This window comes from Amycolatopsis nalaikhensis (genome assembly GCF_030264295.1).
In the GTDB taxonomy this organism is placed as follows: domain Bacteria; phylum Actinomycetota; class Actinomycetes; order Mycobacteriales; family Pseudonocardiaceae; genus Amycolatopsis; species Amycolatopsis nalaikhensis.
In genome coordinates, this window is record NZ_CP127173.1 from 4141577 (window position 1) to 4165099 (window position 23523).

29 protein-coding genes and 1 pseudogene are annotated in these 23523 nt (G+C 69.1%); all 30 read left to right on the forward strand.

All coding sequences use genetic code 11. The annotated features are described in order from the left end of the window. The first annotated feature begins 63 nt into the window (after window positions 1-63). The 30 genes and pseudogenes from QP939_RS20510 (at window position 64) to QP939_RS20650 (ending at window position 23355) form a co-directional block, all read left to right on the forward strand. Window positions 64-1170, forward strand: a complete 1107-nt coding sequence (locus QP939_RS20510; protein WP_183127636.1) for an NDMA-dependent alcohol dehydrogenase — start codon at window positions 64-66, stop codon at window positions 1168-1170. A gap of 51 nt (window positions 1171-1221) precedes the next feature. After that, the gene (locus QP939_RS20515; RefSeq protein ID WP_101436363.1) at window positions 1222-2205 is read left to right on the forward strand and encodes a R2-like ligand-binding oxidase; all 984 of its coding nucleotides are present in this window, start codon (window positions 1222-1224) and stop codon (window positions 2203-2205) included. Between the two features lie 61 nt (window positions 2206-2266). Further along, complete coding sequence (locus tag QP939_RS20520) at window positions 2267-3289, forward strand: NAD(P)/FAD-dependent oxidoreductase (protein ID WP_101436362.1); 1023 nt, start codon at window positions 2267-2269, stop codon at window positions 3287-3289. Window positions 3290-3332: 43 nt separating this feature from the next. Further along, a complete protein-coding gene (gene fdxA / locus QP939_RS20525) occupies window positions 3333-3647 on the forward strand; it encodes a ferredoxin (RefSeq protein WP_101440880.1) in 315 nt (104 codons plus the stop codon). A gap of 156 nt (window positions 3648-3803) precedes the next feature. Beyond that, entirely contained in the window at window positions 3804-4334 is a 531-nt protein-coding gene (locus QP939_RS20530) for an RNA polymerase sigma factor (RefSeq protein ID WP_285458423.1), read from the forward strand. Window positions 4335-4393: 59 nt separating this feature from the next. Next, window positions 4394-5893: an aldehyde dehydrogenase family protein gene (locus QP939_RS20535; RefSeq protein WP_285458424.1), complete on the forward strand. Its 1500-nt coding sequence runs from the start codon at window positions 4394-4396 to the stop codon at window positions 5891-5893. A gap of 59 nt (window positions 5894-5952) precedes the next feature. Continuing rightward, on the forward strand, window positions 5953-6360 hold the full coding sequence (locus tag QP939_RS20540) for an SCP2 sterol-binding domain-containing protein (RefSeq protein WP_183127630.1): 408 nt from the start codon (window positions 5953-5955) through the stop codon (window positions 6358-6360). 52 nt (window positions 6361-6412) lie between these two features. Next, entirely contained in the window at window positions 6413-8044 is a 1632-nt protein-coding gene (locus QP939_RS20545; RefSeq protein ID WP_285458425.1) for a long-chain fatty acid--CoA ligase, read from the forward strand. 51 nt (window positions 8045-8095) lie between these two features. After that, window positions 8096-9037, forward strand: a complete 942-nt coding sequence (locus QP939_RS20550) for an ATP-binding cassette domain-containing protein (protein WP_285458426.1) — start codon at window positions 8096-8098, stop codon at window positions 9035-9037. Between the two features lie 2 nt (window positions 9038-9039). Beyond that, complete coding sequence (locus tag QP939_RS20555) at window positions 9040-9351, forward strand: hypothetical protein (RefSeq protein WP_183127954.1); 312 nt, start codon at window positions 9040-9042, stop codon at window positions 9349-9351. A gap of 41 nt (window positions 9352-9392) precedes the next feature. Next, complete coding sequence (locus tag QP939_RS20560; RefSeq protein WP_183127955.1) at window positions 9393-9629, forward strand: hypothetical protein; 237 nt, start codon at window positions 9393-9395, stop codon at window positions 9627-9629. A 48-nt stretch (window positions 9630-9677) separates the two neighbouring features. Beyond that, on the forward strand, window positions 9678-9785 hold the full coding sequence (gene mftA / locus QP939_RS20565; RefSeq protein WP_183127956.1) for a mycofactocin precursor MftA: 108 nt from the start codon (window positions 9678-9680) through the stop codon (window positions 9783-9785). After that, window positions 9775-10062, forward strand: a complete 288-nt coding sequence (gene mftB, locus QP939_RS20570; protein WP_183127959.1) for a mycofactocin biosynthesis chaperone MftB — start codon at window positions 9775-9777, stop codon at window positions 10060-10062. Before mftA ends, mftB begins: the two co-directional genes overlap by 11 nt. Further along, on the forward strand, window positions 10062-11234 hold the full coding sequence (gene mftC, locus QP939_RS20575) for a mycofactocin radical SAM maturase (RefSeq protein WP_183127957.1): 1173 nt from the start codon (window positions 10062-10064) through the stop codon (window positions 11232-11234). The genes mftB and mftC overlap by 1 nt, the downstream gene beginning before the upstream one ends. A gap of 2 nt (window positions 11235-11236) precedes the next feature. After that, window positions 11237-11959 carry a mycofactocin biosynthesis peptidyl-dipeptidase MftE gene (gene mftE / locus QP939_RS20580; protein WP_285458429.1) on the forward strand — a complete coding sequence of 241 codons (723 nt, stop codon included), beginning with the start codon at window positions 11237-11239 and terminating at the stop codon, window positions 11957-11959. Then, a complete protein-coding gene (locus QP939_RS20585; RefSeq protein ID WP_285458430.1) occupies window positions 11956-12741 on the forward strand; it encodes a mycofactocin-coupled SDR family oxidoreductase in 786 nt (261 codons plus the stop codon). The genes mftE and QP939_RS20585 overlap by 4 nt, the downstream gene beginning before the upstream one ends. Then, window positions 12738-14159, forward strand: a complete 1422-nt coding sequence (gene mftF / locus QP939_RS20590; RefSeq protein ID WP_183127931.1) for a mycofactocin biosynthesis glycosyltransferase MftF — start codon at window positions 12738-12740, stop codon at window positions 14157-14159. Before QP939_RS20585 ends, mftF begins: the two co-directional genes overlap by 4 nt. Then, entirely contained in the window at window positions 14156-15400 is a 1245-nt protein-coding gene (mftD, locus tag QP939_RS20595) for a pre-mycofactocin synthase MftD (protein WP_183127932.1), read from the forward strand. Before mftF ends, mftD begins: the two co-directional genes overlap by 4 nt. A 74-nt stretch (window positions 15401-15474) precedes the next feature. After that, window positions 15475-15885: a transposase gene (locus tag QP939_RS52225; protein WP_183127933.1), complete on the forward strand. Its 411-nt coding sequence runs from the start codon at window positions 15475-15477 to the stop codon at window positions 15883-15885. A gap of 115 nt (window positions 15886-16000) precedes the next feature. Then, complete coding sequence (locus QP939_RS20605) at window positions 16001-16531, forward strand: DDE-type integrase/transposase/recombinase (protein ID WP_183127934.1); 531 nt, start codon at window positions 16001-16003, stop codon at window positions 16529-16531. 116 nt (window positions 16532-16647) lie between these two features. Further along, the gene (locus QP939_RS51825; RefSeq protein WP_352252678.1) at window positions 16648-16839 is read left to right on the forward strand and encodes a GH-E family nuclease; all 192 of its coding nucleotides are present in this window, start codon (window positions 16648-16650) and stop codon (window positions 16837-16839) included. 3 nt (window positions 16840-16842) lie between these two features. Beyond that, the gene (locus QP939_RS20610; protein WP_183127936.1) at window positions 16843-17418 is read left to right on the forward strand and encodes a suppressor of fused domain protein; all 576 of its coding nucleotides are present in this window, start codon (window positions 16843-16845) and stop codon (window positions 17416-17418) included. Between the two features lie 201 nt (window positions 17419-17619). Beyond that, window positions 17620-17910, forward strand: a complete 291-nt coding sequence (locus QP939_RS20615; RefSeq protein ID WP_285458431.1) for a transposase — start codon at window positions 17620-17622, stop codon at window positions 17908-17910. Window positions 17911-17957: 47 nt separating this feature from the next. After that, a complete protein-coding gene (locus QP939_RS20620; RefSeq protein WP_285458432.1) occupies window positions 17958-18593 on the forward strand; it encodes an IS3 family transposase in 636 nt (211 codons plus the stop codon). Between the two features lie 197 nt (window positions 18594-18790). After that, entirely contained in the window at window positions 18791-19918 is a 1128-nt protein-coding gene (locus tag QP939_RS20625) for an IS110 family RNA-guided transposase (RefSeq protein ID WP_434219678.1), read from the forward strand. A gap of 138 nt (window positions 19919-20056) precedes the next feature. After that, window positions 20057-20377, forward strand: a pseudogene (locus QP939_RS20630) (integrase core domain-containing protein); the annotation flags it as partial. Beyond that, complete coding sequence (locus QP939_RS20635) at window positions 20343-20681, forward strand: NUDIX domain-containing protein (RefSeq protein WP_434219659.1); 339 nt, start codon at window positions 20343-20345, stop codon at window positions 20679-20681. The pseudogene QP939_RS20630 and the gene QP939_RS20635, both read left to right, overlap by 35 nt. 139 nt (window positions 20682-20820) lie before the next feature. Continuing rightward, window positions 20821-22176 (forward strand): IS21 family transposase, encoded by a 1356-nt coding sequence (gene istA, locus QP939_RS20640; protein ID WP_183127992.1) that lies wholly within the window; start codon window positions 20821-20823, stop codon window positions 22174-22176. A 5-nt stretch (window positions 22177-22181) separates the two neighbouring features. Next, on the forward strand, window positions 22182-22997 hold the full coding sequence (istB, locus tag QP939_RS20645; protein WP_285458434.1) for an IS21-like element helper ATPase IstB: 816 nt from the start codon (window positions 22182-22184) through the stop codon (window positions 22995-22997). Then, window positions 22987-23355, forward strand: coding sequence for a hypothetical protein (locus QP939_RS20650; protein WP_183128054.1), 369 nt, complete (start codon window positions 22987-22989; stop codon window positions 23353-23355). The genes istB and QP939_RS20650 overlap by 11 nt, the downstream gene beginning before the upstream one ends. Window positions 23356-23523 lie beyond the last annotated feature (168 nt).

The window sequence follows — 23523 nt, forward strand, 5'->3', positions numbered from 1 at the left end:
TGTGCGTCGCGCCGGATCTTGTGATGATGATCCGAGTCCTTCACCTATGAGGAGTTGACGTCAATGAAGACGAAGGCTGCGGTCCTTTGGGGACAGCACGAAAAGTGGCAGGTCGAGGAAATAGACCTGGATCCACCGAAGGCCGGCGAGGTCTTGGTCAAGCTGACCGCCAGCGGGCTGTGCCACTCCGACGAGCACCTCGTCACCGGAGACCTGCCGTTCCCCTACCCCCTGGTCGGCGGCCACGAAGGCGCCGGTGTGGTCGAGACCGTCGGCCCCGGCGTCACGGACATCGCCGAGGGCGACCACGTGGTGATGACCTTCCTGCCCGCCTGCGGCCGGTGCTCGTACTGCGCGCGGGGTCTGGGCAACCTCTGTGACGCCGGCGCCGCCGTGATGCTCGGCCCGCAGCTGGACAACACCTACCGCTTCCACGCCCGCGGCGAAGACGTCGGCCAGATGTGCCTGCTCGGCACGTTCTCCGAATACACCGTCGTGCCGGCGGCGTCGGTCGTGAAGATCGACGACGGCATTCCGCTGGACAAGGCCGCGCTCGTCGGTTGCGGCGTGACGACCGGTTTCGGCAGCGCGGTCCGATCCGGCGAAGTGCGGGCCGGTGACGCGGTGGTCGTCGTCGGCGTCGGCGGGATCGGCGTCAACGCGATCCAGGGCGCCCGGATCGCCGGCGCCCGGCTCATCGTCGCGATCGACCCCGTCGAGTTCAAGCGCACGAAGGCTCTCGAGTTCGGGGCCACCCACACGGCCGCGTCGATGGACGAGGCGTGGAACACCGTCAGCGAGCTGACCCGCGGCCAGCTGGCCGACGTGTGCGTGATCACCACGGACGTCGCCGAGGGCGCGCACATCACGCCCGCCCTCTCGCTCGTGGGGAAGCGCGGCCGGGTCGTCGTCACGGCCATCGGCCACCCCGAGGAAACGTCGATCACGACCAGTCTCATCGAGTTGACGCTGTACGAAAAGCAGCTCCGTGGTTCGTTGTTCGGTTCGTCCAACGGCCAGCACGACGTGCCGCGGCTGCTCGAGCTCTACAACGCCGGGCTGCTGAAGCTCGATGAGCTCATCACCACCGAGTATTCCCTGGAGGACGTCAACCAGGGCTACGAGGACATGCGCAACGGCAAGAACATCCGCGGCCTCATCCGGTACTAACCCACTTCGGTCGCCCGCAACGGCTCAAATTCGTGATGTGAGGACAGTTTCATGGCTATCGAACGCAACATCGAGCACGGCAAGCGCACGGGCTTCGGCAGTCTGAGCGAGGGCGGTCTCCGCATGGAGTCGTTCCCGATGCGCTTGTTCCGCAAGGGGAACAAGAAGTTCTGGAACCCCGAAGACATCGACTTCTCCCAGGACGCCAAGGACTTCGCGGCGATGAGCCCCGACGAGAAGCGGCTCACGTCGATCCTGGCCGCCCAGTTCATGGCCGGCGAGGAGTCCGTGACCCAGGACCTGCAGCCCTTCACGACGGCGATGGCCGTCGAAGGCCGGCTGGCCGACGAGGCCTACTTGACGCAGTTCACCTTCGAAGAGGCCAAGCACATGCAGGCGTTCCGCCTGTGGTTCGACGCGGTCGGTCTCGGCACCGACCTCCACGAATTCGTCGAGTACAGCGAGGCGTACACGAAGATCTTCACCGAAGAGCTGCCGAAATCGCTGTACGCGCTGACGACGGACCCGTCTCCGGCCGCCCAGATCCGCGCGTCCGTGACCTACAACCACGTGGTCGAAGGTTGTCTCGCCCTCACCGGCTACTTCGCGTGGGCCAAGGTGTGCAAGAGCCGCAACATCCTGCCGGGCATGCAGCAGGTCGTGAAGTACATCGGCGACGACGAGCGGCGTCACATGGCGTGGGGCACCTTCACCTGCCGACGCCACGTCGCCGCCGACGACCGCAACTGGGACGTCGTCGACGAGCGGATGCAGGAGCTGCTCCAGCCGGCGCTGCAGCTGATCGTCGGGCTGTTCGACGCTTTCGGGGACAACACGCCGTTCGGCATCAGCATCGACGAGATGACCGACTACGCGCTGGACAAGGTCAACCGCAGGCTCGAGTCGATCGAGAGCGCGCGGGGCTGCCGGGTCGAGGAAATCGACGAGGACTACTCCCCGATGCAGCTCGAGGACAAGTTTGCCGCGGAAGACGAAGCGGCGGTCGAGCAGGCGCTGACGGCCGTCGGCTCCTGACCCGTCGAGTTCTCACCGGTAACCAGGTCGACGCCGACCTCGAACCCAAGGAAGCACCGACATGCTGCAGGACACCTCTGCGCAAGAAGCGAACACGAACGTCGACCTGCTCTTCATCGGCGCCGGGCCGGTGGGTCTCTTCGGCGCGTACTACGCAGGATTCCGCGGCCTGAGCATGGCGGTGGTCGACGCCCTTCCCGAGGTCGGCGGCCAGGTCCAGGCGATCTACCCCGAGAAGAAGATCTACGACATCGCCGGCCTGCCGGGCGTGCCGGGGCAGGAGCTGATCGGCAACCTCGTCCGGCAGGCCGCGCCGTTCACCCCGCAGTACCTGCTTTCGCAGCAGGTACTGCGGCTCGAGCGCCGTGACGGCGGGTGGCGGGCCACGACGTCGGCCGGCGTGGTGGTCGACGCACGCGCGGTCGTGATCACCTCCGGCGTCGGGGCGGTCACCCCGCGGCCCATCCCGGCCGGCGAGGACTTCCTCGGCCGCGGCCTGTGCTACTTCGTCCCGCGGCTGGACGTGCTCGACGGCAAGGACGTCGTGGTGGTCGGCGGCGGGGACTCCGCGGTCGACTGGGCGCTGGCGGCGTTGCCGCGTGCGCGGTCGACCACGCTCGTGCACCGCCGACGGCAGTTCCGCGCGCACGAGCACTCGGTCCAGTTGCTCCACCAGTCCGCCTGCACCGTGCTGGTCGACGCGAACGTGACCGAACTGCGTGGGCAGGACCGGGTGGAGAGCGTCGCCATCAAGGTGGCCGGTGAAGCCGAGGTCCGCGAGACCAAGGCGCAGGTCGTCGTCGCCGCGCTCGGGTTCCTGATGGACCTCGGTCCGATCAAGGATTGGGGGCTCGAACTCGAGGGCCGCGCGATCCGGGTCGACAGCAGGATGCGGACCAACCTGCCCGAGGTCTTCGCGGCCGGAGACGCCGCGACCTTCGACGGCAAGGTCAAGCTCATCGCCGTCGGCTTCGGCGAAGTGGCGACCGCGGTCAACAACGCGGCCGTGGCGCTCGACCCGCAGGCCGGGCTCGCGCCGGGGCACTCGAGTGACTTGACACTTCCCGCCCAAGTCGGCGCCTGAAGCACACCGACATTCATCGAACGACCCCGAGGAGGTGGAACTGATGGCTTTCGTCATCGGAGAACCGTGCGTGGACGTGAAAGACATGACCTGCATCGAGGAATGCCCGGTCGACTGCATCTACGAGGGCGAGCGCATGCTCTACATTCACCCCTCCGAGTGCATCGACTGCGCGGCGTGCGAACCGGTCTGCCCGGTCGAGGCCATCAAGCCGGCCCAGCACGTCGACGACCGCTGGCGGCCGTTCCAGGAATCGGCGAAGTCGGCGTTCGACGTACTCGGCAGCCCGGGCGGGTCCACCAAGGTCGACCCCCCGATCGAGGACACGGAGTACGTGAAGAACTTCGAAAAGAACTAGCCGCGACACTGCGCGCTTCGGACCGGTATCGGCGGCGAGCGGGTCACAAAGGAGTTCCGGATGACGTCAATGGCGACGATTGACTGCGAACGTGTGGACGAGCCCAGAGGGCACGGCCAGGCCTCCTTCGCGCGTTCCGAGACGGATCCATGGTCTTTGGTCCGTGCCTCGCAAGAGGGTGATCACCGGGCGTTCGGCCTGCTGTACAGCCGCTACTCGGTGGACGTGTACCGCTTCGCGCGAGGACGGCTGCGCGACGAACACGCTGCCGAAGACGTCACCAGCGAAACGTTCCTCCGTGCGCTTCGCAGCATCGGCACGGTGCGGTACTTCGGGTCCAGCGTCCGGGCTTGGCTGCTGACGATCGCCAGGAACCTCATCCTCGACCACGTGAAGTCGGGACGCTTCCGGCACGAGGTGATGGTCTCGGAGTTTTCCGAGCAGGAGCAGGCCGTCGTGATTCCGGAGTTCAGCGTCTTCTCGCAGCCCTGCCGGGACGAAATCGCCCGGCAGATGTTCGAGTTGAGTGAGGACCAGCGGATCTGCCTGCGGCTGCGGTTCTTCGACGGTCTGTCCGTGTCGGAAACGGCGCAGGTCATGCAGCGGAAGAGCAGCGCCGTGCGCGCACTGCAGCACCGCGCCGTCCGGCGGCTGGCAGAGCTGGTCGACCCGGTCGCGGTGGATTGAGACCTGAAGTGGAGACAGAAGTTGCTTCGTGCAGAACCCAGTCAGAAAGGCGTTCGCTGATGACGATGGTGTCAGTCGAGATTCCGCCGGCGGTGCGTCCCTTCCTGGAGAACGCGGCCGCGAGCATCGTCATCGGTGCCGAGAAGACGACGGCGGCCGGAGGGGGCGAGATCCCGACCACGGACCCCGCCACGGGTGCGCTGCTGGCGAACATCGCGGCCGGCGGCAAGACGGACGTGGACCGTGCCGTCGAGGCCGCGCACAAGGCCTTCGCCGGTTGGCGGCGCCTCAGCCCGGCTGCGCGCGGCCGCGTGCTGCTCGATGTCGCCGACGCGATCGACGAGTACGCCGAGGAGCTGGCCACCCTCGAGACGCTGGACAACGGGAAGCCGCTCACCGAGTCGACCTACCTCGACGTCAGCCTCTCCGCGCAGATCTGGCGGTACTTCGGCGGGTGGACCACGAAGCTCGGCGGCCAGACACTGCCGGTGTCGCCCGCGGTGGGCGAAGCCCTGGTCTACACCCAGCGCGAGCCGCTCGGCGTGGTCGGCGCGATCGTGCCGTGGAACTTCCCGTTGATGATCGCGTCGTGGAAGGTGGCACCGGCGCTCGCCGCGGGGAACACCGCGGTGCTCAAGCCTTCCGAGTTCACGTCGTTGAGCGCACTGCGGCTGACCGAGGTCGCACTCGAAGCGGGGCTGCCCCCGGGCGTGCTGAACTTGGTGACGGGTCTGGGACCGGAAGCCGGCCAGGCCCTCATCGACCACCCGGGCGTCGCGAAGATCTCGTTCACCGGGTCGACCGAGACCGGGCGGCGGATCGTGACCGCCAGCGCCGGGAGCTTGAAGAAGCTCACGCTCGAGCTGGGCGGAAAGTCCGCGAACATCGTCTTCCCGGACGCCGACGTCGAGGCGGCGGCGCAGGGTGCCTTCAACGCCATCTTCCTGAACCAGGGTCAGGTGTGCTGTGCGGGCTCGAGGTTGTTCGTGCACCGCGACATCCACGACGAGGTCGTGGCCGCCCTCGCCGCGGAGGCCCGGGGAATCCAGCTGGGCCACGGCCTGGACGACGACACCCAGATGGGTCCGTTGATCTCGGCGCGGCAGCTGGACCGGGTGGAAGGCTTTGTCGGCGCGGGTGTTCGCGACGGCGCGACACTGGTGTGCGGCGGCGAACGGCCCGGAGGCGCACTGTCCGGTGGACACTTCCTCGAGCCGGCGATCTTCACCGACGTGCGGGACGAGATGTCCATCGCCACCGACGAGATCTTCGGCCCGGTGCTCTCGGTCCTGAAGTTCGACGACGAGGACGAGGCGGTGCGCCGCGCCAACTCCAGCGTCTACGGACTCGCCGCGGGCGTGTGGACCAACGACCTGAAGCGAGCCCACCGCGTCGCGCGTGAACTGGAAGCGGGCACGGTCTGGGTCAACATGTACAACATGATCGACCCGGCGGCTCCCTTCGGCGGCTACAAGTCCTCGGGCTACGGCCGTGACCTCGGCGAGGAGTCGCTGCTGGGGTACACGCAGATGAAGTCGGTCTGGATCGGGATGGACTGAACCCCGCCGTCCGTCCACATTCCACAGTTTTCCGAAAAAAACTCAGTGAGGAGTGCAAAATGGGTGCGTTCAAGGATGACTCCGAGGTCTACAAGTACATCGGCGGTGTCTTCGAGAACGGTCTGGCCGACCCGGAGGTGGGCCCGAAGCTGAAGGGCTCCGGCGTCGTCCTCCAGATCACCTACACCGACCCCGACTCGGTCCTGACGGTCGACTTCCCCTCCGGTGAGGTGCACACGGGCGCGAGCGACCTGACGCCGCACGTCGAGCTGTTCATGACGGCCGACACCGGCAACCGGTTCTGGCTGGGCAAGGTGAACTTGTCCGTCGCGATGGCCAAGGGGCAGGTCCGAGCGAAGGGTCCGGTCTCGAAGATCCTGAAGCTCGTGCCGGCGGCGAAGTCGCTGTTTCCCGCCTACGAGTCGTTGCTCGAGCGTGACGGCCGTGACGACCTGCTGAAGGCGTGAGCGGCAGACAGAGTTCCGATGACGACGTCGTCGGCGTGACGGAGGTCGAGTAATGCGCAGCACCATGCAGGGCACACCGCTCACGGTCGCGTCGATCCTGCGGCACGGCGTGGAGGTCCACGGCGACCGGCGGGTGATCACCGCGACGGGTGACGGGTTCCGCCGGTCGACCTACGAGCAGGTGGGCCGGCGGTGCGGTCAGCTCGCCAACGCGTTGCGCCGCCTCGGGATCGCCGGCGACGACCGGGTGGCCACGTTCCAGTGGAACAACCAGGAGCACCTGGAGGCGTACGCCGCGGTGCCTGCCATGGGCGCGGTGCTGCACACGCTCAACATCCGGTTGTCCGCCGAGCAGATCCGCTTCATCGCCGGGCACGCCGAGGACAAGGCCGTCATCGTCGACTCGTCGCTCGTGCCGCTGCTGGCCCGCGTCCTGCCCGGGCTCGATACGGTCAAGGTCGTGCTGGTCACCGGCGACGACGGTGACCTGGCACCGCTGGAGGGCAGCGGCAAGGCGGTGCTCCGCTACGAAGACGTCCTCGGCGCGGAGTCACCGGAGTTCGCGTGGACCGACGCGGACGAGGACGCCGGGGCCGCGATGTGCTACACCAGCGGCACGACGGGCGACCCGAAGGGTGTGGTGTACAGCCACCGTTCGCTGTACCTGCACTCGATGGCCGCCTGCACGGGCAACGGACTGGGCATCGCCGAGCAAGACCGGATCCTGCCGATCGTGCCGATGTTCCACGCCAACGCGTGGGGCCTGCCGTACGCGGCCTTGATGGCCGGGGCGGAACTGCTGATGCCGGACCGGTTCATGCAGGCGGCCCCGCTGGCCAGGATGGTCCACACGGAACGGCCCACCGTGGCCGGCGCGGTTCCGACGATCTGGAACGACGTGCTCCTGCACACGGACAAGGACTCCGGCCTGGACTTCTCGTCGTTGAGGCTGGTCGTCTGCGGCGGGTCCGCCGTGCCGCGCTCTCTCATGGAGGCGTTCGAGAACCGGCTCGGCGTGACCATCCTGCAGGCGTGGGGCATGACCGAGACCTCCCCGATGGCATCGGTGGCCCGCCCGGCGGTCACCGCCGGCCCAGCCGACGCGTGGCGGATGCGGGCGACGCAGGGACGCCCGGTCTGCGGCGTCGAGATGCGGATCGTCGGCGACGACGGCACGCCTCAGCCGCGGGACGGGCAGGCCGTCGGCGAGCTGGAGGTGCGGGGGCCGTGGGTGACCGGTTCGTACTACCAGGTCGACGACGACGCGCGCTTCCACGACGGATGGCTGCGCACGGGCGACGTCGGGCACATCAGCGCCGAGGGCTTCCTGACGCTGACCGACCGGATGAAGGACGTCATCAAGTCCGGCGGCGAGTGGATCTCGTCGGTCGAGCTCGAGTCGGCCCTGGCGGGGCACCCCGACGTGTTCGAGGCGGCGGTCATCGCCGCACCGGACGAGCGCTGGCAGGAACGTCCGCTGGCGGCTGTCGTCCTTCGCGAGGGCGCGATCGTCTCGCCGGGGGAACTCCGATCCTGGTTGTCGGACAAGCTGCCGCGGTGGTGGCTGCCCGAGCGGTGGACCTTCGTCGAGGAGATCCCCCGCACCAGCGTGGGGAAGTTCGACAAGAAGGTGCTGCGCGGGGACTACGCGGACGGCCGGTTGAAGGTGGAGACCCTCGAATGACCTTCCGCGCCATGAAGTTCGCGGTGTAGCCGGCGGTGAGGAGGTGAGCGCATGAAGAGTGCCCCCAGCGCCTCGAAGATCGAATTCGACGGCGTGACTACGGTTCTCGGCGACGAACCGGTGCTGCACCGGCTTCGGCTGTCGGTGCCGGACGGGCAGGTCACGGTGATCCTCGGACAGTCGGGGTGCGGCAAGACGACTCTCCTGCGGCACCTCGTGGGCCTGCTGCCGCCGACGGGCGGCAGCGTCCGGCTGGACGGCCGTGACGTCTGGTCGCTGACCTCGGCCGAGCTCGTCAGTGCTCGTGGCGGGATCGCGGCCGTGGTCGGCGGGTCACACCCGTTCGGCAGCTGGCTGTTCTCCTCGATGAACGTCTACGAGAACGTCGCTTGTGTCCTGCGTCGTGCCGGTGCGACGGACGATGAGGTGCACGCGACCACCGCGCCGTTGATGCGGGAGTTCGGCCTGGAGGCCTTCGCGCGTTCCTTCCCCGAGGAGATCCCCGCGCACGCGAGGCGCAGGGTGCTCCTTGCGCAGGCGTTGGTGTCCGGCATGTCGCTGATCGTCCTCGACGACGTCGACACCGCGTTCGATTCCCGCTACACGGGCGCCATCGTCAGGGCGATCAAGTCGGTCAACGAGAAGGCGCGGGCCACGGTATTGATCACGACGCACGACCTGGACTTCGCGCGGGAAGTGGCTCACGAGGTCGCCGTCCTGTGGAACGGCAAGATCGTCTCCCACGGGCCGCCGGACGTCCTCCTGCGCGGCGTGCGGACCGGCGAAGAGTTCGGCAGGCGGTTCTTCCGGACGGACCTCGCCGGGCCGCTGCGCAGGGACGTCGTCGAAGGCGGCTTGCGAGGCGGCCAGCCGGCGAGGCGGTTCTTCGCGATCGATCCCGACCTGCCGGTGTGGTGCGTGGTCGCGCTCCTGCTGCTGGTGATCGTCTTCGTGTTCTGGTCCAGCGCGGGCACCGTCTTCGGCGGGTCGTGACGATGGGTGATCCGTACCTGCGGAGCGTCCGCACGGCCGAGCTGACGGCCTTGGCCCGTGCGATCAGGATCGTCGACGACCACGGCGATCTCAACCACCGCTACGAGGCACTGATCGACGACTCGCAGGTCGTGCTGGACAGCAACCGGATCCGGTTGACCCAGGCACGGGGCCTGGCCAAACGGCTGGTCGTCCTGGCCAAGGCGGCGGGAACCGAAATGCGAGCCCAGCTGACGAGAACCGAACGAGACGTGCTGGACGCGGGCCTTGCCCAGGCGGACGGGCTCATCCGGACCGCCGATTCCGGCGCGTAGTGGCGAAGGGCCGGGATCGGCCGGAGTGTCGAGGAGTGGAAATGACGAATACCGAATGCCGGTGCCTGTGCGCTCCCGCGGGGCACCACGCGAGCAACTGCGCGGGTCTGGCGCGCCCGGGCAAGTTCGTGCCGTTGGCCGGCGCGCAGCCGTCGGCCCGCGTTCCCGCCTGTGGCCCGTGCCACCGGGCGACGATGACCGCCGCGGTCGGCTTCGTTCCGGTCCCCGCCCGGGGCCGGATGGTTGCGCGGCTGGGAATCCGGTCCGGCGCCGCGTAGCGCCGGCCCGTAGCCGATGTCCGAATCCCCAGTATCGAAGGAGTCATGATGGACGAGAACACCGTGGGGCAGGCCACCCTCGCCGAGGATGTCGTGGTGGCCGAAGACCTGCTGGTCGAGGAGGTCTCGATCGACGGGATGTGCGGTGTCTACTGACACCGGCACCTTCGATCTGGACACGGCGTGGCGGTTGGACGACCGGGTGTCGATCCGGCCCGAGCGGTTCGGGGCGCTGCTGTACCACTTCGGCACCCGCCGCCTGTCGTTCCTGAAGAACCCGGCGCTGCTGACCGTCGTCCGGTCCCTGGCCGACCACCCGAGCGCCCGCGCCGCCTGCGCGGGCGCCGGGGTGGGCCGGCCCGAGCTGCCGCGTTACCGCGCCGCGCTGGCCGCACTGGCCGCGTCGAGCATGATCCAGCCGAGGAGTCTCTGATGTCCCTTGTGGACGAGTTCCAGTACGGGCTCGACGCGCCCATCTGCCTCACGTGGGAACTGACCTACGCCTGCAACCTTTCCTGCGTGCACTGCCTGTCCTCCTCGGGACGGCGGGACCCGCGCGAGCTGTCCACCGCGGAGTGCAAGGCGCTGATCGACGAGTTCGAGCGCATGCAGGTCTTCTACGTCAACGTCGGCGGCGGCGAACCCACCGTCCGCCCGGACTTCTGGGAGCTCGTCGACTACGCGACCGAGCACCACGTCGGGGTCAAGTTCTCCACCAACGGCGTCAAGATCACCCCGGAGGTGGCGCGGCGCCTGGCCGCGAGCGACTACGTCGACGTCCAGATCTCCCTCGACGGCGCCACCGCCGAGGTCAACGACCACGTCCGCGGCCCCGGCTCCTACGCCACCGCGATCCGCGCGATGGAGCACCTGGCCGACGCGGGCTTCGAGAACTTCAAGATCTCCGTGGTGATGACCCGGCACAACGTCGGCCAGCTCGACGCGTTCAAGGCGATCGCCGACCGCTACGGCGCCCAGCTGCGGATCACGCGGCTGCGCCCGTCCGGCCGCGGCGCCGACACCTGGGACGAGCTGCACCCGACCGCCGCCCAGCAGCGTTCGTTGTACGACTGGCTGGTGGCGCACGGCGAAAACGTGCTCACCGGGGACTCGTTCTTCCACCTCGCCGGCTACGGTGAAGGCGATTTGCCCGGCCTGAACCTGTGCGGCGCCGGGCGGGTGGTGTGCCTGGTCGACCCGGTCGGCGACGTCTACGCGTGCCCGTTCGCCATCCACGAGACCTTCCTCGCCGGCAACGTCCGGGACGCCGGCTTCACCCCCGTGTGGCGGCAATCCGAGCTGTTCACGTCGTTGCGGAGCCCGCAGAGCGGCGGCGCCTGCACGTCGTGTTCGGCGTTCGACGCCTGCCGCGGCGGCTGCATGGCCGCGAAGTTCTTCACCGGCCTGCCGCTGGACGGCCCGGACCCGGAGTGCGTCCGCGGCCATGGCGAGCTCGCGTTGGCCGGGGTTGCGGCGGGGAGCGTCCCGAAGCCGTCGCTGGACCACTCCCACCGGAAGCGTAAGCCGGTCCCGGTCACCATCGGGATGCGCCGCCCGCCGGAGCGCGCCTGCGACGAGAATCCCCTCGCGGGATTCAGGCGCTGACCGTGCGGCTCGCGGACCTGTCCTGGCCGGACGTCGCGGCCCATGCGGCGGCCGGAGCGATCCTGGCCGTGCCGGTCGGCGCGACCGAGCAACACGGCCCGCACCTGCCGCTCTCGACCGACACGGACATCGCGCTCGCGCTGTGCGACCGGCTGGCCGAGAAGCGGCCGGACGTCCTGGTGGCGCCGGCCGTGGCCTTCGGGTCCAGCGGCGAGCACGCCGGGTTCGCCGGGACGCTCTCGATCGGCCAGGAGGCGACCGAGCTCCTGCTGGTCGAGCTGGGCCGGTCCGCGGCGGAGACGTTCACGCGCGTGCTGTTCGTCTCGGCGCACGGCGGCAACGCGGCGCCGGTCGCCCGGGCTGTCGCCCGGCTGCGGGCGGAGTCCCGGGACGTCGAGGTGTTCCAGCCGCACTGGACCGGGGACCCGCACGCCGGACGACCGGAAACGGCGCTGCAGCTGGCCTTGCGGCCGAACGCGGTGCGGATGGACCGGGCCGTCGCAGGGGACCGCAGGCCGCTGGGAGAGGTGCTGCCGCTGCTGCTGAACGGCGGGGTGCGGGCGGTGACGGCGACCGGCGTGCTCGGCGACCCGACGCCCGCCACGGCGAGCGAAGGCGTGGCGCTGCTGGACCGCTTGGTCGTGGATCTCGTGTCCCGGGTGGACCGTTGGTGCTCCGCCACCGGAAGCGAACTGAGCACTCCGGGCGAGGTGGTGCCGCGATGACCGCGCGAACCGCCCTCGTCACCGGTGCGGCCCGGGGGATCGGCGCCGCGACCGTACTGGAGCTGGCCCGGCGGGGCTACACCGTTCTCGCGGTCGACGTCGCAACCGACGACCCGGCGCTTCCGTACTCGATGGGGAGCAAGGCCGATCTGTCCGCCGTCGTCGAGCAGGCAGGCGGGAACGTCGAACCGTTCGTGGCCGACGTCCGGGATCCCTCGGCGATGGCTGCCGCCGTCGCCGAGGCAGAACGCCGGTGGGGCGGGCTCGACGTGGCGATCGCGGCCGCGGGCGTCGTCGCCGGGGGAGCGCCGGCGTGGGAAGTTCCGCTCGAACAGGAACAGGCGGTGCTCGACGTCAACCTGAACGGTGTCGTCAACTTGGCTCGCGTTGCGGTGCCCGCACTGCTGCGGCGGCCGCAGCCTCGGTCCGGCCGGTTCCTGGCCGTCGCGTCGGCCGCGGCCACCCGCGGCCTGCCGATGCTCGCCGCCTACTGCGCCGCGAAGGCCGGGGTCGCCGGGCTGGTCCGCGCGCTCGGGGCCGAGCTGGGGGCGACCGGGGTGACCGCCAACGCCGTCAGCCCCGGGTCCACCGACACCCCGATCCTCGCCGAAAGCGCCCGGCTCTACGCCCTGCCCGACGCCGCCGCCTTCGCTGCCCAGCAACCGGTCCACCGGCTCCTCGACCCTGCGGAGGTCGCCGCGGTGCTGGCGTTCCTCTCCGGGCCGGACAGCAGCGCGATGACCGGCGCGGTCGTACCGGTGGACGGAGGACTGGCCCTGTGACGCCCCTCCCGACCGGCTTCCGGCTCGAACTCGATCAGGACACCCGCCGCCTGACCGGCGACCTGATCTTCGGCGGTTCCCCCGCGCGCGTGCTCCGGCTGACCGCGGCCGGGCAGGCCGCCTGGCGAGAACTCGCCGAAGGACCGGTCTCGACGGCCGCAGCCGGGACGCTCGCCCGACGGCTCACCGACACGGGGCTCGCCCACCCTCTCCCGCCCGAACCGGACGCGCCCGCCGACCTCACGGTCGTGGTGCCCGTTCGCGACCGCGCAGAGCTGCTGGACCGCTGCCTGGCCGGGCTCGACGGCCGGCACCCGGTACTGGTCGTCGACGACGGCTCCCGCGACCCCGCGGCCGTCGCCGCAGTAGCGGCCGCGCGCGGGGCGAAGCTCGTCCGCCGTGACGTCAACGGTGGCCCCGGCGCCGCGCGGAACACCGCGTTGGAGCACGTTGCCACCGAGTTGGCAGCCTTCCTGGACAGCGACTGCGTGCCGACCACGGGCTGGACCGACCGGCTCGCGGCGCACTTCGCCGACCCGCTGGTCGCCGCGGTCGCGCCCCGTGTGCGCGCCTTGGCGCCGGACACCTGGGCCGGCCGCTACACCCGGGTGGCGAGCAGCCTCGACCTGGGCGACCGCCCCGCGCGGGTCGCGCCCGGCACGCGGATGTCGTACGTGCCCACGGCCGCGCTCGTCGTTCGCCGGGCCGCGCTGACCGACGTGGCCGTCGACGGCGAGGTCTTCGATCCGGACCTGCGCGTCGGTGAGGACGTCGACCTCGTCTGGCGGCTCCACACCGCCGGGTTCAGGGTTCGCTATGCGCCGGACGTCTCGGTCGGCCACCACGAACCGGAAACCTGGCGCGGCCTGCTCGGCCGCCGGGCCCGCTACGGCACCTCTGCCGCGCCGCTCGCCAAGCGGCACCCGGACCTGCTGGCGCCGCTGGCGCTGCAGCCTTGGCCGGCGCTGGCCGTCGGGGCGTTGCTGGCCCGCCGTCCAGGGCTCGCCGCGCTGGCGTTCGGTGGCTCAGTGGCCAGTACGGCCCGCACCGTGCGCGCCCACGACGTGCCGACGGACGGCGTCGTGCGGGCGATGGCCACCGCCGTCCACCAGACGTGGCTCGGCTGCGGCCGCTATGGCACCCAATTCGCGGCGCCCCTGCTCGCGGGACTGCTGGTACCGCGGGGACGAGGGCGCCGAGCCGCCGTGGCGTACCTGCTGCTCGGCCCGCCGCTGACCGCGTGGGCGAAGAACAGGCGCGACCTCGACCCCGTCCGGTACACGGCGGCGGCGATCGTCGACGACATCGCCTACGGCGCCGGGGTTTGGGCCGGTTGCCTGACCCACCGCACTCTCGAGCCGGTTCGCCCGGTCCTCGTCCGGCGCACCCTGCGCTTCGATCCGAAGGGAAAACGATGAGCACCACCTGGTTCGAGTCCATCGCCGAGGCACAGCGGCGCGCCAAGAAGCGGCTTCCCGGCTCCGTGTACTCCGCGCTGATCGCCGGCTCGGAGAAGGGCCTGACGCTGGCCGACAACCTGAGCGCGTTCGACGAGCTGCGTTTCGCACCCCGGACCGCGGGCCTTTCCGGCGCTCGCGAGCTGGGTACGCACGTGCTCGGCCGGGACGTCGCGCTGCCGGTGCTGATCTCCCCGACGGGCGTGCAGGCCGTGCACCCGGACGGTGAGGTAGCCGTAGCCCGCGCGGCTGCGGCGCGCGGGACGTCGATCGGGTTGTCTTCATTCGGCAGCAAGCCGATTGAAGAGGTCGTCGCCGCCAACCCGAACACGTACTTCCAGGTCTACTGGACGGGCACCCGCGACGACATCCGGCGCCGCCTCGACCGCGCCCGCGCCGCCGGGGCCGTCGGCATCATCCTCACGTTGGACTGGTCGTTCTCGCACAGCCGCGACTGGGGCAGCCCGCACATCCCGGAGAAGCTGAACTTCCGCGAGCTGCTGCGGTTCGCGCCGGAAGGCATCACGCACCCGCGCTGGCTGCTGGACTACGTGCGCACTCGTCGGCTGCCGGACTTGGGCGTGCCGAACATGGTGGAGCCCGGAGAAAAGGTGCCCACGTTCTTCGGGGCGTACGGGCAGTGGATGCAGACCCCGCCGCCGACGTGGGACGACGTGGCCTGGCTGCGGTCGCAGTGGGACGGCCCGTTCCTGCTCAAGGGTGTGATCCGGGTCGACGAGGCCCGCCGCGCGGTGGACGCGGGGGTCAGTGCGATCTCGGTGTCCAACCACGGCGGCAACAACCTCGACGGCACCCCGGCGACGATCCGCGCCCTCCCGGCGATCGCCGACGCGGTCGGCGGGCAGGTGGAAGTCCTGCTGGACGGCGGGATCCGCCGCGGCAGCGACGTCGTGAAGGCGCTGGCACTGGGTGCTCGTGCGGTGCTGATCGGCCGCGCGTACCTGTGGGGCCTGGCGGCAGGCGGGCAGACCGGTGTGGAAAACGTCCTCGACGTGCTGCGCAACGGGATCGACTCGACACTGCTGGCGTTGGGCAAGCGCAGCGTTCACGATCTCGGCCCCGAGGACGTCGTCGTGCCGGACGGCTTCGAAGCCGAACTCGGCGGGAGCACGGCGGCTCGCGCCGAGGTAAGTGTGCCCCTCGAGGACGACGAGTTGGAGGTCATTCACAGCACCTGTTAGTGGGGTGCGAGCCTGAGCCCTCTTGGTCAGACTGGTGTGAGACATCCCGTGTGAGCGGGGGTTCCTGACCGAGGGTGGGTTCGTCCGGCGAGGAGCAGGCCGACCCCGCGCCGCGTCCGTCGCGTCGGGTGTTCACCGCGGAGTACAAGCTCGCCACGGTCGCCGAGTACGAGAACGCCCCGAATGGGGAGAAAGGCGCGATCCTGCGCCGGGAAGGCTTGTATTCGTCTCACATCATCGAATGGACACGAGCTCGCGACGCAGGACGCCTGGGTGGTGAACCAGCCGAGTCGGGGACACCGGCGAAACGGGTCAAGAAATCGGCCGAGCAGATCGAGTTGGAGAAACTCCGCCGGCAGAACCGGAAACTGACCTCCGACTTGACGAAAACCCGGATGGCTCTCGACATCATGGGAAAAGCACACGCGCTCTTGGAAGAACTCTCCGAGAGCGCGGAGCGCGACGAGCCGCCGAGGACATCCTGACGGCCGCGTTCGCCGAACTGCGCGCGGCAGGGGTGCCGGTGAAGAAATCATGCACGCTGACCGGGATATCACGGGCGACGCATTACCGGCACGCCAATCCAAAAGGGGCCGGTCCGTGGCTGCCCGTGCGCCGCCGCCGCAGGCGCTGGACGCCGCCGAGCGGGACCTGGTGCTGAGGTTGCTGACCAGCCCGGCCTGCCGGGATCTGGCGATCCCGCAGGTCTGGGCCAGGGAGTTGGACGAGGGCCGGTACTGGTGTTCGGTCTCCGCGATGTACCGGATCGCCTGCGCCGCCGGCCAGGTCTGGGAACGTCGCCGCCTCGCCACCCACCCCGCCCGGGTTCGGCCCGAGCTGGTTGCCCGCGGTCCGAGTGAGGTGTGGTCGTGGGATATCGCCGCGCTGAAAGGACTGTCGAAAGGGATTTGGTACAAATGCTATGTCATCCTCGACATCTACTCCCGCTATGTCACCGGCTGGCTGGTCGCTGCCGCGGAGGACGCGGTCGCGGCGAAGGATTTCCTCAATGACGCCATGAACCGCAATGGCAGTCAGCCGCACACCATCCACGCCGACCGCGGTAGTTGCTGCCTCATCGGCGTCACAGCGATGGGATGCTCCGCGGTACCAATGCTCCCGGCTTGGTGACCAGCCGTGGTGGCTTCCGCGCGGCAACTGAGGGCGCTGCATGGGAAGAAGCTGCAGAAGGGCCCAGCGGCGGCCGTATGTGTCCGACTCAGGGGCCGAACTGCGTCGGCGAGGTCATGGTGCCGCCCCGGACCCCCGGGCAGGCCCGGGACTGGGATGTCAGCCACAATCCTTCCTGGACCAACCGCCGGTTTGCGCCGGACGTGACGCGTGCGGAAGTCCTGGACGACTACCAGCAGGGGACGAGCCTCGAGTGTCCGGCGTGCAACCGAAGTGGCGGCAACGACGACTCAAGATTCGGCGGATGAGGCATGGGACTTATCGAGCACTTGGAGGCACGACTGGGCCTTATCACGGGTGGCTGGTCGACGGATCCAGATGGACGGCCGCGGGAGTTCCGGGTCGCCGCCTTCGCCAAGGGAGTTATTCCAGGCGTCGAATCCTTTTCGACGATCGGCTTGAGCAGGCATGACTTGGTATCGCCGAAGTCCGGTCGGAAATTACGCTTGGAACTCGTAGCCGGTGAGCGGGGCGGCCCCGGTGGGGAGTACCTCCCCGGCCTCGTCGGCCAAGTGGCCGACGAACTCCTGGCTTCGGGCCGGGCACTTCTGCGTGGGGACGTGATCGGCCCCCGAGGCCCGCTTGTCCCTGGGAGTATAATGGAAGCCTGGTACGCCGCGGCGCCGGTCTACTACGACGACGGCTTCGCGGGAGTGGACCTCGACGACGGGCACCGGGCCGCGATCGTCTGGATAGTACCGATCTCTCGAAGTGAAGCCCAGTTCGTGAGCGCGAACGGCTGGCGAGAGTTCGAGAACGAGTTGATCAAGTACGACCCGGACCTCTTGGACCTTCATCGAGACGAACTCCCGCTGGGTGGTCGGTGATCAGCGCGGCATAGCCTGCGTCGGCGGCGACTGTGACGACGACGTATCACCACCCGTTCCATGACGTGACGCGGGTGGTGAGGACGTCGTATCACTCGACGGAGGTCACCGATGACCTGACGATCGACGAGCTATGAGCTTCCCCCGGTTGTCCGGACACCTGACCTGAGGTGACCGCCGGTCACCAGGGAGGATGTTCCGATGCCTGCACCACACCCGCCTGAGTTTCGTCAGCGTGCCGTCGAGCTGGCCCGTCTGGGCGACAAACCGGTCGCCGCGCTGGCGAAGGACTTGGGGATCGGCGAGTCCTGCCTGCGCAACTGGATGGCCCAGGCCGACGCCGACGAGAACGGCTCGGCCACGAAGCTGACCAGTGCGGAGAAGAAGGAGCTTGCCGAGCTGCGACGGAAGAACCGGCAGCTCGAGATGGAGAACGAGATCCTGAAACGCGCGGCGGCGTACTTCGCGCGGGAGAACATCCTCCCAAAGTAACCTTCCCGCTGGTCCATGAACTGGCCGCGGACGGTATCGACGTCGCGGTGGCCTGCCGGGTATTGAACGTGTCCCGCTCCGGCTATTACGAATGGCGCGACCGGCCGCTCTCGATCCGTGAGGAGGAGAACGCGGTTTTGCTGAAATACATCGAACAGATCCATGCCGATTCCCGCGGCACCTACGACTCGCCGCGGGTGCACGCCGAACTCACCCTTGGCCTGGGCTTGCCGGTCAACCTCAAACGCGTCGAGCGGCTCATGCGCGAGGCCGGCATCCAGGGCCTCTACCGGCGCCGGCGCCACCACACCACGGTCCGCGACCCGGCCGGGCAACCCAGTACTGACCTGGTCAACCGCCGTTTCGCCGCCGACGCCCCGGACCGGTTGTGGATCACCGACATCACCGAACACCCCACCGAGGAGGGCCGGATCTACTGCGCCGCGGTGATGGACGCCTACTCGCGGCTCATCATCGGCTGGTCCATCGCCGATCATATGCGCACCGAACTGGTCACCGACGCTCTCGGCATGGCCATTCTCCGCCGCCAACCCGACGGCGGCAAAACCATCCTGCATTCCGACAGTGAGACTGTTTCTGCCGGTGTTGCCCCGGGTTTCCCGGCCCGCGAGAGGGACGGACGCGGGAGGATGCTGGTGCCGGGCGCTCCGAGAGCTTCCTGACCCTCACTCCGATCGACGAAGTGTTGTCTTTCCTCGGATCTGTCGGTTGCTCTGGGAGCGCCCGGCGAGGCGCTACGCCTCGCCGTCGGGGTGACCTAAGGAGAGCCTGCGCCACCAGGCGCTCATCACTGTCTTGTCCGCCGGTTCGGTCGATGCGCGGCGCCGCCCTGCCCATCGAGCGGATCGGAGAGGACGACATGACCAGCATTGCGCATGCTGCGCGAACGGGCCAGACCCGGGAGTCGGCAGCATCCGGGAAGACCGTGTACGCCGGCGTGGACACGCACAAGGAGCTGCACGTGGCGGCGGTCGTCGACGACGGCGGGACAGTACTGGGCACGCACAGTTTCTCCACCACCCGCGCTGGCTATCGGGCTCTGACGGCCTGGATCGGCGAACACGGCCGGCTGGCCCGCATCGGCGTCGAAGGGACCGGCTCCTACGGCGCCGGGCTGACCCGGCACCTGGCGAAGGCCGGTGCGACCGTTCTCGAGGTCGACCGGCCGGACCGCTCCGATCGCCGCCGCAGGGGCAAGGACGACGACCTGGACGCGATCAGCGCCGCCCGGGCGGTGCTGCACAACCGGCGGACCGCGATCCCGAAGTCCAAGGACGGGGCCGTCGAGGCGCTGCGGGTCCTGCGGACGGCACGAGCCCAAGCGGTCCGCGAGCGGCGAAACGCCTTGCAACTGCTGCGAATGACGATCGTCTCAGCACCGGACGAGGTGCGTGACCAGATCCGCAACCTCACCCGCATGCAGCTGATCCGGGTGGTCGCCGCCTGGCGTCCGGACGTGTCGAACGCCGCCGACCCGATCGGCGCCTACCGGGTCGCGCTCAAGTCGATGGCACGTCGCTACCTCGAACTGACCGACGAGATCGCCGACCTCGACGACCTGATCAACCCGCTGGTCGAGGCACTCGCGCCGCAGCTGCTCGCGCGGCTTGGCATCGGCGTCGAGATCGCCGGACAGCTGCTCGTCACCGCTGGCGACAACCCCGACAGGATGACGTCGGAGGCAGGGTTCGCGATGCTCTGCGGCGTCGCGCCGCTGCCCGCGTCATCCGGGACGACCCAGCGCCACCGGCTCAACCGCGGCGGGGACAGGCAAGCCAACCGCGCCCTGCACCTGGCTGTCGTCAGCCGCATCCGCCTGGACCCGAGAACCCAGGCCTACCTCGCGCGCAAGACCTCCGAAGGCCACTCGAAGCTCGAGATCATCCGTTGTCTGAAGCGCTATCTCGCCCGCGAGGTCTACTACCTCCTCAACCCCGGCCAACAACGGATCGCCCGCCGCCCCTACCGCCGCCACACGGCCACCTGACCCCAAACTCTGCCGGCTCCTCCGTCGCCGCCGCAACCGCCGGAGCGCAGGCGCGGTCACGATGGAGCACCCCACCGGATGAACGACCTTGACCGCGCCGAGCACCGGCACACCATCACAGGCGAAGGAGCCAGCCACCCCACGGTTGACAAACAGGAGAGCATCAGGGGCAGCCAATTCCGGTCACGGAAGTTCGTGAACACAGTGCACCGCAACGGTTTACGTGGATCGATGGGCCGAGTCGGGGCCTGTGGCGACAATGCCGCGATGGAGTCCTTCTTCGCGCTGCTACAGAAGAACGTCCTGGACCGGCAACGCTGGCAGACCCGCGAGGAACTGCGTCTGGCGATCGTGACTTGGATCGAACGCACCTACCATCGCCGGCGTCGGCAGGCCCGCCTCGGCAAGCTCACGCCGATCGAATTTGAGACAATCAACAGGCACGCAACCGCAGCCTGATCCACCCCACCTGCGAGTCAACCAAACTCGGGGCAGTCCCCACCATTGGTGGGAGCTGCCCGGCGGCGGTCAGGACGCCGGCGAGAAGCTCGAGGACACCGCCCGCCGCGAGATCGCCGAAGAGACCGGACTGGTCGTGGACAAGTTCGGCCGGAAGCTCTGGACCCGCGAAAGCCGTTTCACCTACCGCGGTCGCGAACACCACCGCCTCGACCACGTCTTCCTCGCCCGCATCGACGACACCGCCCCGCAAATCGCCCTCCGGCACTCGGCGAACGAGCGCGCCGGCCTCATCGAGCGATGATGGCGCTCTGTGAATAGGGCCAGTCCTGCTCTCTGAAAATCCCCAGTTGGGTGTCCTGTCGGCGCGTCGTTTGCGCTGGTCAACGACCCTCGGGTGACGGTTTCGGTGTTGATCACCGTGGACCGTCGCTGGAGGGTGGATGCTCTCGCTGGAGGAAGACGTGGAAGCGCAGGCGCTGCGCGATCAAGGCTGGTCGATCTCAGCCATCGCCCGACATCTCGGTCGTGACCGCAAGACCATCCGCCGGTACCTGTCCGGCGAACAGGAGCCCGGCAAGCGCAAACCCGCAGGTCCGGACCCGTTCGACCCCTTCGTGGCTTACTGCCGGACCCGGCTTGCCGACGACCCGCATCTGTGGGCGTCCACCCTGCTCGACGAGCTCGCCGAGCTGGGCTACCGCGGCGGCTATTCGACCTTCACCCGCGCGCTGCGCCGCCACCAGCTGCGCCCGCACTGCGAGCCCTGTCAGGTCGCTCGCGGCCGGGACGTCGCGATCATTGCCCATCCACCGGGCGACGAGACCCAGTTCGACTGGGTGGAGTTGCCCAACCCGCCAGCGGATTGGGGTGTCGGTCGGCACGCGCATCTGTTGGTCGGCGCGCTGGCGTATTCGGGCCGGTGGCGTGGTGTTCTCACTGAGGCCGAAGACTTCCCGCATCTCATCGAGGCCCTCGACGCCGTCGTGCGCAAACTCGGCGGCACCACTCACGACTGGCGCTTCGACCGCATGGCGACCGTCTGCTACCCGTCCACGGGCCGGCTGACCGCCGCGTTCGCCCAGGCTGCCAAGCACTACGGAGTCCGCTCCGTGGTTTGCCCGCCGCGACGCGGGAACCGCAAAGGTGTTGTGGAGAAGGCGAATCACTCGGCCGCGCAGCGATGGTGGCGCACCGTCGCTGACGACGCGACCATCGCCGAGGCGCAAGCCGGGTTGGACCGGCTCGCGGTCAAGCTCGACGATCGCCGCCGGGTCCGCGACGGCGAACCCACCACTGTCGCCGCGCTGGCCGCCGAGGAGGCGCTGCGGCCGCCGCCGCTGGTGGCGTTCCCCGCCGAGTTCGACGTGACCCGGATCGTGACACCGCAGGCGCTGGTTTCCTTTCGTGGCAACCATTATTCGGTTCCTCCGGGACTGGGCGGTGCCGCGGTTCAGGTCCGTCACCGGCTCGGCGCGGACGAGCTGCGCATCGTCACCGCCGGCGGCGCGACAGTCGCGCTGCACCACCGTGCCCTCGATGGCGCCGGGCGGCTGATCCGCGACGACGGGCACGTCGCCGCGCTGGAAAAAGCCGCGCTGGGCGCGTTCACCACGGATCGGCCCTGCACCCACAAGACCCGCCGTCCGCCCTCGGCGGCGGCGTTGGCCGAAGCGGCACGACTGCGCGGCCTGCCTGCGACGGGGCCCGCGGCCCACGTCGTGATCGATCTGTCCGCCTACGCGGCCACCGCCGCCAAGCTCGACAGCGCGCCCACCAAGGAATCCAGGAAAGGTTGAACCTGTTGTCTGCCAACAAATCCGCGCCACAGATGAGCGAAGCCCGCCGCTACCAGCAACTGCGCGCGCACTTCTCCTACCTCAAACTCGACAACGCCGCCGAAGCCCTGCCGAGGGTTCTCGATGAGGTCCGGCACGAGAACCTGTCCATGACCGCCGCGCTCGAGCGGCTGCTGGAGATCGAGGTCAACGCCACCGAAGCCCGTCGCCTCGCCGGACGGCTGCGGTTCGCTTGTCTGCCCGATCCCTGGACTCTGTCGGATTTTGACTTCGCCGCGCAACCCGGGGTCGACGAGAAGCTGATCCGGGACCTCGCGACGCTGCGTTTTCTCGACGACGCCTCGAATGTGTTGTTCGTCGGGCCGCCGGGGGTTGGGAAGACGATGTTGACCACCGCGCTGGCGCGCGGCGCGGCCGAGGCCGGGCACCGGGTCTACTTCACCACCGCCGCAGACCTTGCTGCTCGCTGTCACAAGGCCGCAGTCGAGGGGCGGTGGGCGACCTGCATGCGGTTCTTCGCCGGACCGAAGCTGCTCGTGATCGATGAGCTGGGCTACCTACCGCTGCCTGGCGACGGGGCGTCGGCGTTGTTCCAGGTGATCAATCAGCGTTACCTGAAGTCGTCGACGATTTTGACGACAAACGTCGGGATTGCTGACTGGGCAACAGCTTTCGGTGACGCCACTGTCGCGGCGGCGATGTTGGATCGACTGTTGCACCGGGCGACGGTGGTCGGTATCGACGGTCCATCTTACCGATTGAGGTCGCATCAGTCCACATCGGACAAGTTGCGCCAGGCGGTGAACGCACATGTCTCCTGACCCGCGCGATCCGAACTACAACGCGACCCGCAAGACCTGCCCGATCTGCTGGGAAGCCTTCACCGCGAACGGTCGGCAGGCCAAGACCCGCCTCTACTGCTCGCGGGAGTGCAAACGCACCGCGGCGGCTCGCCGCGAAGTCGAACGCACCAGCCACCCCGGCAGGCCGTTCGGCCCGCCACCCGCGATGACCATCCCAGCACCGCCGCCCACACCTCTGCCGCAGCTGGCCGCGCAGCGCGACTGCCCACACTGCGGCGGCCCGGTCACCATCGTCGCCCTGCTCACCACACCAGAAGCCGCCCGCCCACAGATGCCAGCCGCCGCACCCGACGGAGTGATCCCACTTCGCCGCTGACACCGGTTAAGCTGCACACCTCGACTGGGGATTTTCAGGAAGCGCCTCTGGCCCGTCTCACAGAGCGCCGTCACCGCCGTGCGCGGCCATCGCGCTCCTGGTCTCTACGGTCGGATCTACAGATGTCGGGTGAGGCGCTTGACTGGTCCGTAGAGCTATTGATCTGCG